This is a genomic window from Millionella massiliensis (assembly GCF_900104655.1).
Lineage (GTDB): Bacteria > Bacteroidota > Bacteroidia > Bacteroidales > Rikenellaceae > Rikenella > Rikenella massiliensis.
Genome location: NZ_FNWD01000002.1, coordinates 1,058,742 through 1,072,288 on the forward strand (window position 1 = coordinate 1,058,742; position 13,547 = coordinate 1,072,288).

The 13,547-nt window shown below is 57.3% G+C and carries 7 protein-coding genes; 3 read left to right on the forward strand and 4 right to left on the reverse strand.

Annotation, left to right across the window (positions count from 1 at the left end):
- Nucleotides 1-67 precede the first annotated feature (67 nt).
- The 3 genes from BQ5379_RS04215 to BQ5379_RS04225 all read left to right on the forward strand — a co-directional run bounded on the left by BQ5379_RS04215 (nt 68) and on the right by BQ5379_RS04225 (nt 7,078).
- Nucleotides 68-1,672, forward strand: a complete 1,605-nt coding sequence (locus tag BQ5379_RS04215; protein ID WP_071134280.1) for a sulfatase — start codon at nt 68-70, stop codon at nt 1,670-1,672.
- A gap of 349 nt (nt 1,673-2,021) precedes the next feature.
- Nucleotides 2,022-4,580, forward strand: coding sequence for a glycoside hydrolase family 2 protein (locus BQ5379_RS04220; RefSeq protein WP_083377577.1), 2,559 nt, complete (start codon nt 2,022-2,024; stop codon nt 4,578-4,580).
- Between the two features lie 137 nt (nt 4,581-4,717).
- A complete protein-coding gene (locus BQ5379_RS04225; protein ID WP_071134282.1) occupies nt 4,718-7,078 on the forward strand; it encodes a glycoside hydrolase family 31 protein in 2,361 nt (786 codons plus the stop codon).
- Between the two features lie 243 nt (nt 7,079-7,321).
- Here BQ5379_RS04225 and pepT read toward each other — a convergent pair whose 3' ends face one another.
- The 4 genes from pepT to BQ5379_RS04245 form a co-directional block, all read right to left on the reverse strand.
- A complete protein-coding gene (gene pepT, locus BQ5379_RS04230; protein ID WP_071134283.1) occupies nt 7,322-8,551 on the reverse strand; it encodes a peptidase T in 1,230 nt (409 codons plus the stop codon).
- Between the two features lie 129 nt (nt 8,552-8,680).
- Nucleotides 8,681-10,687 (reverse strand): OPT family oligopeptide transporter, encoded by a 2,007-nt coding sequence (locus BQ5379_RS04235; RefSeq protein WP_071134284.1) that lies wholly within the window; start codon nt 10,685-10,687, stop codon nt 8,681-8,683.
- 223 nt (nt 10,688-10,910) lie between these two features.
- The gene (galE, locus tag BQ5379_RS04240; RefSeq protein ID WP_071134285.1) at nt 10,911-11,945 is read right to left on the reverse strand and encodes a UDP-glucose 4-epimerase GalE; all 1,035 of its coding nucleotides are present in this window, start codon (nt 11,943-11,945) and stop codon (nt 10,911-10,913) included.
- A 321-nt stretch (nt 11,946-12,266) separates the two neighbouring features.
- Nucleotides 12,267-13,403, reverse strand: coding sequence for an MraY family glycosyltransferase (locus BQ5379_RS04245; protein ID WP_071134286.1), 1,137 nt, complete (start codon nt 13,401-13,403; stop codon nt 12,267-12,269).
- Nucleotides 13,404-13,547 lie beyond the last annotated feature (144 nt).

Genomic DNA, 13,547 nt, shown 5'->3' on the forward strand with positions numbered 1-13,547 from the left:
TGCCTCTTTAAAAATAATCAAATTTCGTAACTTGCCGACAAAATCCGCACGAAAAAAGAGTCCGAGGATGAAAAAACTCCCGTTATATGCCCTGACAAGCGCCGCAGCCCTGCTCGGGCCGTCGGCGTGGGGCCACGCTCCGCGACACGACACCCCCTCGCCCCGACAGGGCGACCGTCCCAATATCCTGCTGTTTCTGGTCGACGACATGGGGTGGCAGGACACCTCCGAACCCTTTTGGAAAGATACTACCCCCCTGAACCGGACCTACCGGACGCCCAACATGGAGCAGATGGCCCGCCGTTCGGTCAAATTTACAGCCGCCTACGCCAGCGCCATCAGTTCCCCCTCGCGGGTCAGCCTGATGACCGGCATGAACCCGGCCGCCCACCGCGTCACCAACTGGACCCTCCATAAAGATAAAGGGCCCGATCCCTCAAGTCCGCTGCTCGAATGGCCCGAGTGGAGCATGAACGGCATCAGCACCACCCCCGGCATCCCGCACACCACGTACGTCACCCCGCTGCCCGAGCTGCTCCGCGGAGCCGGCTACCGCACCATCATGATCGGCAAGGCCCACTTCGGAGCCATCGACACCCCGGGAGCCGACCCGCTGACGCTGGGTTTCGACGTCAACATAGCCGGCCATGCGGCCGGCGGACCCGCCTCGTACCTCGGCGAGCAGAATTTCGGCAACATTCCCGGCGCCAGCCAGCAGCCCCCGTTTGCGATACCGGGTCTCGAAGCCTACTGGGGGAAAGACATTTTCGCCACCGAAGCCCTCACACTCGAAGCCAAGAAGCAGATCGACACCGCGCTGCTGCAAGACCGCCCGTTTTTCCTCTACATGAGCCATTATGCCGTCCACGTGCCACTGAACCGCGACATGCGTTATTATGAGCAGTACATCGAGCGCGGGCTCGACCCGACGGAAGCGGCCTATGCGGCACTGATCGAAGGGATGGACAAGAGTTTGGGCGACCTGCGTGGCTATCTGAAAGAGAAAGGGATCGACCGCAACACCATCGTGATCTTCTGTTCGGACAACGGCGGTCTGTCCGTATGGGGTCGTGGCGGCAAGCCCGGCACCCAGAACTGGCCCCTGCGCAGCGGCAAAGGGTCGCCACTGGAGGGAGGTATCCGGGTTCCCCTGATGATCGAATGGCCCGGAGCCAGCGACCCGGGCACCCACTGCACCGAACCGGTAGCGATTCAGGACCTGATGCCGACAATTCTGGAGATGGCCCAAGTCGACAAAATCCGCACCGTGCAGCCGATCGACGGCCAGAGCATCCTGCCCCTGCTGAGCGGCTCGCCCCTGAAGCGGAAACACCCTCTGGTATGGCACTTTCCGAACATGTGGGACGCAACGGGTGACGGTATCGGTCCCCACAGCGCGATCCGCATCGGCGACTGGAAACTGATCTACTACTACGACACCGGACGCACCATGCTGTTCAACCTGCGCGAAGACATCTTCGAAAAGATCGACCACGGCGAGAACCCCCGCCAGCAGAAACGGCGTGAAAAGATGGCCAAACGGCTGACACGTGAACTGCGTCGGATGGATGCCCAGGTACCGCAAGTCAAGGCCACCGGGAAGTGGTGCCGCTGGCCCGACGGGACCCCGTTCCGCGAGCGGACCGGGAAAAACGACGGCATCCACTACTGACAAAGAAGTTCCGCAGACCTTCGCCCTCCCGATTCGTACCCCCCGAACACCCGCATCGAGAAATACAGGACAATAAGTCGCCCCCATTCAGTACAATAAGGTAATTTTCCCGACCGAACGGAAACCTATTTTTTCCGTTCACACTCTTTGTGATTCGAAAGATTGGCTATAACTTCAAGGCAACCTTTCGGAAGTGTAACGCTTTTATTTCCACGGTACTGCACCAACGCGAAACACATCGCTGCCGATACCCTGCGCCGTCCGGAACAAAAGGGAACACCCCCGAGGCAAGTTCGCCTTCCACCGAGCCCACCCCGCACAAGAACCCACCACACCGAACCATATCAAAATGAAAATCAGAGAATTGATCATCGCAATCACTCTACTGCACGGCGTCAGTCTCGGGGCACAGGAGCGCGACATTTTCGAGCAATTCGCTCTGCAGAAACGTATCGAGACGCCTGGTCTGGAGAAGAACGAAGCCCGCCCGCTACCCAACATCAAGCTGCCCTGGGACGAAACGTGCCAGAAAGGTTTTCAGCCCTCGGTCAAGATGACCACCCAGTCCCAACTGGAGCAAGCGCTGGCTGCGATGCGAAAAAGATACGCTCCATTTATGCGGGATTTGGCACCGAAGTTACCGCAGACCCGAAAACAATATGTATTGAACGAATTTCAATGGCGTCTGCTCGCCTCCGAAATGCGTACCGACTCGGCAGGGAATCTGTATCCGATACCGCAGGTCGAACCCACGACCGATACGACCTACCAGACCGTGACGATTCCGCACTACACGGGTCCGATCAACAAAGCCGAAGGAGTCTACCGCAAGCAGCTTCGGATCACCGCAGAGCAGTTGGAATCCGACCACCTGTATCTCCACTTCAACGGCGTAGACTACACGGCGGCCATATACCTGAACGGGAAAGAGGTCGGACACCACACCGGACTTTTCGGAGCCTTTGAATTCGACATAAAGCCCTATGCCCACCCCGGCGAGAATCAGCTCGAGATACACATTTTCAACGACTCCCCGATGATGGGAGACAACTTTTTTCTGGGTCCCAACCGTAAATTCGGCAAGAAACTGGCCGCCTGCGGCGGTCCCGGATGGGACGAACCAGGCTTGGGCCGGGGTTGGACCATGTGCCCGGTCGGATTCGGCATTTGGCAGCGCTGTTACCTGGAGACCCGCCCCGACGCCTATATCCGCGACATATACATCCGTCCGCGGCTGGAGGAGTCCAAAGCAGACGTTTGTGTCGAGGTGGCAAACGCACGGGGAAAGGAGCTGACCCTATCCTGCTCGCTGTACGGTCAGAACTTCAAAGCCACAGTCGTCAGAGACCGACTGCTCGGAGCGGTCGATCGCATCGGGAGAGACAGTTCGGGGCTGACGGTCTGTCGCTTCACGCTCGACCTTGCAGGGAAACCCCTGAAAGTATGGTCGTTGGACGAACCGTGGCTCTATCAGCTTCAAGTCAGGCTGGAGGAAGACAATCGGCTGGTGGATGCCGCGGGGCAGCAATTCGGCATGCGTTCCTTCACGGAATCGACGACAAGCACCCCCAAAGGACGCTTTTACCTGAACGGCCAGGAGATCAAGCTGCGCGGAGCCAACATGATGGGTAACCTGATGCAATGCGTGATCCGTCAGGATTTCGACCAGTTGCGAGACGACATTCTGCTGGCCAAGCTGGCCGGCATGACCTACTGGCGGATGACGCAGCAGCCCTGCCAGCCCGAGGTTTACGACTATTTCGACAAATTGGGAATGCTGGCCCAGACCGACATGCCAGCCTTCAACGGCTACCGCCAGGATGCCGTGGAAGAGGTGAAGCCGCAGTTTATCGAACTGATGAAGCTGGTGCGCAACCACCCCAGCAACGCCGTGATCTCCTACTGCAACGAGCCGGATTTTACCAAGCCCATGATGTTGAACCGCGCACAGCACGAAGCGCTGTTCAGCCGTTTCGACGACGTGGCGTCAGCCATGAATCCCGGCCAGGTGACCAAATGGATCGACGGCGACTACATCAACCTCTCCCGCAAGCATTCGGATCACCATTGCTACGAGACCTGGTACGGCAACAGCATGCGCACACAATATTTCGGAGGCTGGTTTTCCACCGTTGCCGGATGGATGTACTCATGCGGAGAGTTCGGTGCCGAGGGGCTGGACCGGATCGAACTGATGGAAAAATACTTTCCGCCCGAGTGGCTGACGATCGATGCCGAGAACAAATGGGATCCGAATCGGATTCCGCGCTGCCAGACCGCCACGACCGGCAAACACTGGCTCAACATCCAGACCGGCACCCGGGAGGAGTGGGTACGCAACAGCCGGGAGTATCAGATGTGGGCGACCCGCCTGTTTACGGAGGCTCTCCGGCGCCAGCCCAAGATGAACTCCTTTGCCATCCATCTGCTGATTGACGCCTGGCCCTCCAGTTGGTTGAAAGCCATTGTCGATACGGAGCGAAAAGCGAAACCGGCCTACTTCGCCTACCGGGATGCACTTCGTCCGATAGCCGTGAATCTTCGTCCCGACGCATTCTACGGCTTCTCGGGCGATACGGGACGCGTAGCGGTCTTCGTGTGCAACGACACCCCGGAGGCGTGTCAGGGCGGCGAACTTCGCTACCAGACCGAACTCGACGGAACACTTCTCTCGACCGGTCGCGCACCGGCCACGGTTCCGGCCAGCAACCCGCAGTTCCAGGGGTATCTGGATTTTCCCCTGCCGACCGTGACGACACCTACAATGCTGACCGTTCGCGTCGCACTTTTCGACGCAAAGGAGCAGTTGATCCACGACAGTTCCTACGACATCGAGGTTTTCCCGGCGAGCGACAAGGGGAAAAAGTTAACCTTTCCGGGCGGTTACCCACAGTCCCTGATCCAATAAAACCCAGTGCGTCTCGGAGCAGAACCCTTCATACGAACCCGCCCACCTGGCCAAAGCCTCGGTTACCCGTATCCTTCGTTCTCACCGAGCACCGCCCAACCGATAATACACAAAAAACACACAAAAACAACCCCGCCATGAACAAAAAAATCTTCTGGGGCATTCTCTGCCTGTCCCTTACAGGGATAGCGCAAGGACAGACATGCCACCAAACGCCCCACGGACTGAAAGCCTCGCTGCCCGACATGGAGGTCGAGATCCGCATGTACTCGCCAGGCATAGCCCGGATTCTGAAATCGCCGGATCCGATCCAGCAGGAACCGAGCAGTTTCGCCGTCGTCAAGGAACCGGAGTCCGTCGATTTCGACCTTCAGAAAAAAGACGGACACGCCATCCTCACCACACAGGCCATGCGAATCACGCTCGATTTACAGACCGGCCAGCTGATCTACTCCGACCCCACCGGGAAACGTCTGTTGGCAGAGACCGAACGCGGCACCCAGTTCACCCCCGTCCGGTACAATCAGGTATCCACCCACAAGATCCGCCAGGCCTTTTCCCTGTCTCCCGACGAAACGATATACGGACTGGGCCAGCAACAGCAGGGGCGCATGAACCAGCGCAACCAGGCGGTATATCTCCGGCAGGAGAACACCTCCATCGCCATACCCTTTTTCCAGTCCATCCAAGGGTACGGCGTCTTTTGGGACAACACCTCCTACACCATGTTCACCGACAACCCGACCGAGACCGCATTTGACTCACAGGCCGGCACCTGCGTGGATTACTACTTCATGTACGGAGGGAGTGCAGACGCCGTCATCGGCCAGATGCGCGACCTCACCGGCCAGGTTCCGATGAATGCCCTGTGGAGCTACGGGTTCTGGCAATCCCGCGAACGATACACCGGTCAGGACGAGACGCTGGACGTTGTGAAGAGATACCGATCCCTGCAGGTTCCGCTGGACGTGATCGTTCAGGACTGGCAATATTGGGGGACCGATCAGGCCGACTGGAACGCCATCGAGTTCAACAACCCGAAATTTCCCGATGCTCGGAAAATGGTAGAAGAGGTCCACAACCTGAATGCCCATATCGCCATTTCCATCTGGCCCACGTTCGGCTACAAGACCTCGCTATATCAGACCTTCAAGGAAAAAGGCATGCTGCTCGACCTGGAAGGATGGCCCGCAGAAGCACGTCCCTACGACCCGTTCAATCCGGAAGCACGGCAAATCTATTGGTCAGCCATCCGCGACAACATGTATTCGATCGGCATCGACGGCTGGTGGCTGGACGCCACGGAACCGGAGCTGAACCAGAAAGACTACTACAAGATCAAACAGTCGACCCACATCGGTCCCTACCAGGAGGTAGCCAATGCTTTTCCGATTGCCTCAGTCGGAGGGGTGTACACCAACCAGCGACAGGAATCTAACGACAAACGCGTATTCATACTGACCCGTTCGGCCTTCGCCGGCCAGCAGCGCTACGCAGCCACCGTTTGGTCCGGCGACATTGCATCGAAGTGGGACGTCCTGTCCAATCAGATTTCCGCAGGGTTGAACTTCTCGCTCTGCGGCCTGCCCTATTGGAACACCGACATCGGCGGTTTTGTCTCCTGCGAGGCCTACCCCGGCGGTGTCAGCGATCCGGCCTATCACGAACTGTACGTCCGCTGGAATCAGTTCGGCGCCTTCACCCCGCTCATGCGTTCCCACGGGACCTGCACCCCCCGCGAGATTTACCAGTTCGGCGAGCGAGGCACCTGGGCATTCGACGCAATCGAGAAGTACATCCGTCTACGCTACCGGCTGTTGCCCTACATCTACTCCACGGCCTGGCAGGTAACGAGCCACCATGACACCTTCATGCGGGCGCTGATCATGGACTTTCCCCAGGATCAGCAGACCCACGACCTGGGGAGCGAGTACCTGTTCGGACGTTCTCTGCTGGTCGCTCCGGTTACGGAACCGATGTACGTAAAGGGCAAAACGCCGAACTTCGACACCATCGGAACCAAAACAGTCTATCTGCCTGGCGATTGCGTCTGGTACGACTTCTGGACCGGAGACAAAATAGCCGGAAGCCAGACGATCGAGCGGGAAGCCCCCATCGACATCCTTCCCCTGTACGTAAAGTCAGGGAGCATCCTTCCGATCGGTCCTGACGTACAATACGCCTCGGAAAAGCCATGGGACGAGCTGGAGATTCGCATTTATCCCGGCGCCAACGGCGAATTTGTCCTGTACGAAGACGAAACAGACAGTTACAACTACGAGAAGGGGCAATACTCCACGATTCGTTTCTGTTGGGACGACGCCTCCCGGACGCTGACCATTCAGGATCGGGAGGGTGAATTCCCCGGTATGCTGAGCAAGCGTAAATTCCGTATCGTCAAAGTCTCCAACGGACACGGCATCGGCGGCGACCTGTGTGCCAAAGCCGATAAGACAGTCACGTACTCCGGAAAATCCATTCGGGTCAAGCTGAACTAACCGGGACCATCGTCCCCCCCGATGGTCCCGCCTACTCAAGCGGCCGATCCGACCGCAACAGGCGGGGACAGCCTCAACCGTTTCGACAGTGTCCGGCTTATTCCCCGCCCGGTTCGGACCCGACCACTTTTTTACAGCACGATCCTTTTCACGCTCTACCATCATCAAACGGAAGGGCTCCGTCCAATCCTCAGGTTGAGGATTGGACGGAGCCCTTCGCTTGCAATTCAGAGTAAACTGAGACTACTTCCCTTCGCTCCAGAGTTGCGCCAGGTTCAGGATGGTCTGCGTTGCCAGCACCATCGTATCCAGCGAACAATACTCATAGCGTCCGTGGAAGTTGGCCCCACCTGTAAAGAGGTTCGGACAGGGCAGTCCCATGTAGGAGAGCCGCGCACCGTCCGTACCGCCGCGGATCGGTTTGACCGTCGGAATCACCCCGGCCATCTCCATCGCGCGTTTGGCCTTTTCGATAATGTCGGGATGCGGTTCCACCATTTCACGCATGTTGTAGTACTGATCCTTCAGCACCAGCGTCACCGTACCTTCGCCGTAACGGGCATTGATAAAGGCCACGGCCGCTTCCATCACCGACTTTTTCTGTTCGAAGCGTTCGCGCAAATGGTCGCGAATGATATACTCCATCGTGGCGCTGTCCACGTCGCCCTTCATGACGATCGGGTGGAAGAACCCGTCGTAATGATCCGTATGCTCGGGACGTTCCCAAGCCGGCAGCATCGCGTTCAGTTCGCAGGCCACCTGCACCGCATTGACCATCTTATCCTTGGCGTAACCCGGGTGGATTCCCCGGCCGCGGATGGCAATCTTGGCCGACGCCGCATTGAAGTTTTCGTATTCCAGTTCGCCGGCCGCACTCCCGTCGAGCGTGTAGGCCACCTGGGCACCGAAACGTTCGACGTTGAAGAAATCGACCCCGCGGCCGATCTCCTCGTCCGGCGTGAAACCGATTCGGATTTTGCCGTGTTTGATCTCGGGGTGGGTCATCAGGAACTCGGCCGCCGTCATGATCTCGGCCACACCGGCCTTGTCATCGGCACCGAGCAGCGACGTCCCGTCCGTCGTGACGATCGTATGGCCCTTGACCGCGAGCAGCTCCGGGAAATCCTTCGGGCTCATCGTCAGGCCGGCCCCACGCAGCTCGATATCGCCGCCATCATAGTTTTCGATCACCTGCGGACGGATATTAGCACCGTTCATTTCGGGCGACGTATCGACGTGCGAGATGAAACCCACCACCGGCCCGTCGCATCCTTCAGAAGCCGGGATCGTACCCATCACATAGCCGTGTTCGTCGATTTCGACCTCCTGCAGGCCGAGTTGTACCATCTCTTCGAGCAGGTGGTTCAGCAGCAGAAGCTGTTTGGCCGTCGAGGGGAACGTTTCGCTTTCGGGATCGCTCTGCGTGTCGAACGACGCATAGCGCAGCAAACGTTCCAACAGTTTTTCTTTCATATCTTGTTGACTTTTAATAATTGTACCTTACCCGTTCGGCCCGACCGGCCGCATCGGGAAAAATGCGGAAGAGAGGGAAACGACGCCGTGCCCGCGGCACACCTTTCGCCCCCCCCACTCTCCGAGAGCTTACTCGCCCACTTTGGCCCGTTTGCTGTCCCAAATGAAGTAGCCGATCAACGCGGCATACATCACCAGACCGAGCACTTCGGCACCCGTGGTACCGTTCCACCCTTCGGCGAACCAGTCGAAGCCGAAGTAGCGCAGCATGGCGCTGACCACACCCATCAGTGCACCACCGGCGATGAAACCCGAAGCGATGAGCGTACCCCGTTCCTTGCGAGCGTTATTGACCGCCTTGTCTTTCGAACGGGTCGTCACGAACCAGCTGATCAGACCGCCGATCAGCAGCGGCGTATTGAGTTCCAGCGGGATGAACATACCGAGGGCGAAGGCCAGTGCCGGCACACCGATCATGGTCAGGATCAGCGCCAGCGCCGCCCCGGCCCCATAGAGCAGCCACGGAGTGGCGCCTCCTTCCATCAGGGGTTTGATCACGGCAGCCATAGCGTTGGCCTGAGGAGCGACCAACGCCCCCTCACCCGTGAAACCATAGGTTTTATTGAGCAGAATCATTACTCCGCCGACCGTTGCAGCCGAGACCACCGTACCAAGGAATTTCCAGGCCTCCTGTTTGGCAGGCGTCGTACCGAGCCAGTAACCGATCTTCAGGTCGGTCACGAAACCACCGGCCATGGCCAGCGCCGTACAGACCACCCCGCCGATTACCATCGAAGCCACCATGCCGCTCGTCCCGTGGAGCCCCACCCCGGCCAGAATCAGCGAACTGAGAATCAGCGTCATCAGGGTCATCCCCGACACGGGGTTGTTCCCCACGATGGCGATGGCGTTGGCCGCCACGGTCGTAAAGAGGAAGGCAATCACGAAGACGATCAGGATACCGATCAACGCCAGGGTCAGGTTTTGCACCACGCCCAGTGCGAAGAAAATCAGCAGTGCAACGAGCGTCACGAGCAGCCCGATGAGGATAATTTTCATCGGGATATCGCGTTGCGTACGCCGGTTGTCGTCCGCTCCGGCCCCGGTTTTGCCGCGCAGCTCGCTGACGGCCAGCCCGACGGCCTGACGGATGATTTTCGACGAGCGGATAATACCGATCACACCAGCCATGGCGATACCGCCGATCCCGATGTGACGGGCATAGTTGCGAAATATCTCTTCGGGCGACATTTGGCTCAGCAGCGTGGTCACGCCCTCACCGACAGCCACCGTTTGCCCGTCGGCAAAATAGCTGATGAAGGGAATCAGCACGAACCAGACGGTGAACGAGCCGGCGCAGATGATCGCGGCGTATTTCAGTCCGACGATATAACCCAGCCCGAGCACAGCGGCACCGGTATTGACCTTGAAGACCATTTTGGCCTTTTCGGCCAGCACATCGCCCCAGGCACAGATACGGGTCGAAACGGTTTCGGGCCACCAGCCGAAGGTGCTGATGATGAAGTCATACAGACCGCCGACCAGCCCACTGACAGCGAGCAGTTTGGCCTGATTTCCCTTCTTTTCGCCGCTGACCAGCACTTCGGTCGTAGCGGTCGCTTCGGGGAAGGGATATTTGCCGTGCATGTCCTTCACGAAGTATTTGCGGAACGGAATCAGGAAAAGAATTCCGAGGAATCCACCGAAAAGTGATGAGAGGAATACCTGATAGAAAGCGGCATCCAATCCCAGAATATAGAGGGCGGGCAGCGTAAAGATGGCTCCGGCCACAATCACGCCGGAGCTGGCTCCGATGGATTGGATGATAACGTTTTGGCCGAGCATGTTCTTTTTACCGGTGAGGTTCCCCACACCGACGGCGATGATGGCGATCGGGATGGCGGCTTCGAACACCTGCCCCACACGCAGCCCCAGATAGGCAGCGGCGGCCGAGAAGATAATGGCCATGATGATCCCGAAGGTCACCGAGTAGGGGGTCACCTCCTTGGGTCGCGGGCCCTTGTCGTTCATCACGGGTTCGTAGGTCTCGCCCGGAGCCAGTTCGCGGTAGGCGTTTTCGGGCAGCCCTACGGTTTTCTCCTGCGAGAGATCCTGTTTCGGGTCGTTTTGTTCCATGTAGTATTGAGTTTGAGGTTTTTATGATTACTTATACAGAACCGTACATTCCAACACCCGCTTCCCCTTCATGCACTGCACCGGGCCGTTCCGGGCTACCGGATACACATCGAGTAAATCCTCTTCCTCCTCGGACGACTATCCAAAAAGGGCCGGCCGGAGAGGGCCGGCCCTTCGGAAAGCAAGTCAGGCTGTACGGCTGAGTGGGACCAGCTTCTGCGGCCTACAAACCACGGACATGTTTTTCCCACGCCCATGCCGAACGGAGGGTATCACCCAGGTCGCGTTCAGCACGCCAGCCGAGTTCGGTATTGGCCAGATCGGTCGAAGCCCAGATTTTTTCGACATCACCGGGACGACGCGGAGCGATTTTATGCGGCACGGGCACCCCGTTGACTTTTTCGAAGAGGTTGACCAGTTCCAGCACGGAGACGGGTTTCCCGGTTCCGATATTGAAGATTTCGTAACGTTCTTTGGTTTTACCCTGTACCATACGGTCAACGGCCACTACGTGGGCACGGGCCAGGTCGACCACGTCGATGTAGTCGCGCAGGCAGGAGCCGTCCGGGGTGTCGTAGTCATCGCCGAAGACGGAGAGTTCCTTGCGAATACCGGCAGCGGTCTGGGTAATGAAGGGCACCAGGTTGGCGGGCACCCCCTTGGGCAGTTCGCCGATCAGGGCCGACGGGTGCGCTCCGATGGGGTTGAAGTAGCGCAGGGCGATGGCGTTGAAGAAGGGAACGGCTGCCACCGTATCCTGAATAATGTCTTCGCTCATCTGTTTGGTCAGGCCGTAGGGCGAGTTGGCACGCTGACGGGGAGTCTGCTCGGTAGCGGGCAGCACTTCGGGCTGGCCGTAAACGGTGGCCGACGAAGAGAAGACGATGTTGTGCACTTCGAACTCCTGCATCAGGGTGAGCACGTTGAGCAGCGAGTCGAGGTTGTTGCGGAAATATTTGAGGGGTTCGGCTACCGATTCGCCAACGGCCTTATAGGCGGCAAAGTGGATCACGGAGTCGAACTCGTATTTGGCGAAGACCTCTTTGCGGAGCGCTTCGATATCGCAGCAGTCCACCTGCACGAAGGGGACGGCGTGTCCGACGATCTTTTCTACCCCTTGCACGGCAGAGAGTTCTGAGTTGGACAGGTTATCGGCGATCACCACGTCATAACCGGCGTTGATCAGTTCAACGGTGGTATGCGTACCGATATAACCGGCACCGCCTGCCACAAGCACTGTTTTGTTTTTGTTTGACATATTATTCTTGTTTACAGAATTAACCATTCCAAATTGTTCATTGCGCACCAGCACCCCCATCTCTTCTCCCTCCGCCCCTTTTCACCTGCACACACCTTACTTTCCCCGCACCTCTCACATCTACCCCTTTCTTCCGCCCCTCACTCCAGCACTCTTTACTTCTCGGGGTCCTCTTCACACAAACACTCCGTTTTTCCGCGGCAGCTCCCGCTGTTGCACCGGGCTATCCACTCCTCTTCTCACCATGCCCCTCCTCGTCCTCTCATTCGAACACCACACTCACGCTCCCCTCTCACATCAGCCCCTCGGGGATTGCGATCGTCACGGTTTCTGCATCACCTCGTGTTCGCCCAATTCACGTCCGAACCGCGCAATCATGTAGTTCAGAGTCATATTCACACCGATTCCCAAAGCGATATCGATGAGCAGCACCCAGTTGATATTCAGCCCGCCGAATTCCGCCAAGACGAAGTTCAGCACAATGAATCCGACCTCAACCAGCAGCAGAATACCGGTACTCTGCAAATGGGTACGATTCAACTGAAGGAGCTTATGATGCACATGATTCTTATCGGGATAAAACGGAGAGCGTCCACGGGAGATTCGGCTGACGAACACCCGACATGTATCAAATACGGGGACAAACAACAGCCCCAACAGGATCGCGAGGGTCGAGTTGAGATGGAGCGCAATGAAGGTGGTATTTTCGAGGTTGGCGAATTTCAGCCCGAGGAACGAGATCATATATCCCAGCGTCAACGACCCGGTATCGCCCATAAAGATCTTCAACCGAGTTCCCAATACGTTGTACTGGAAGAATGCGATAAGTACGCCGACCATACCGAAAGCGAACATCGCATAAACAAACAGTTCGTAATAGATAAAGAAAGCCCCGAGCACGGTCAGGATAATCGTCCCCAGTCCGGAGCACAGACCGTCCACCCCGTCAATCAGGTTAAAGGCATTCACCACGAGCACAACGAAAAGCACAGTCAGGATTGCATCCACGGGTACCGGCAACCGATACACTCCGAACAGTCCCTGCATGTCGAAAATAGTCACCTCACCGAACACCATACATATCGCAGCACCGATTTGTGCCACGAACTTGTTGCGATAACCGACACCAATCAAGTCATCGGCCATGCCTACAAAATAGAGGATCAGCATACCTGACACGACAAACAGGAATTCCAGCAACAGGTTTCCCTGCAAATCGAGCGACACCTCATACCCATAATAGTAGCGCAACCCGAGCATAAATGCAAAGGAGAAGAGTGCCGCCGGAAAGAACGACAGTCCACCGAGCCTCGGGATAGCCCCTTTATGAACTTTTCTGGCATTGTTTTCGTCGAACAGACGTTTTATCTTGGCCACAATGACAATCCGCGGGATCACGAACCAGCCGATGACAGCCGACAAGGCAAACGTCAGGATCACGAACCAAATATACATCATGATAATTACATAAATTATCACAAATATAGCGATATATTCAGAGCCCGCCAAGACGATTTCCGCGCAAGTTTTTCGATCCGCTCTTTTTCGTTATCTTTGTACGCCACTCCCCATGGGAGAAGATTTAAATCGAGTCAACAGAGT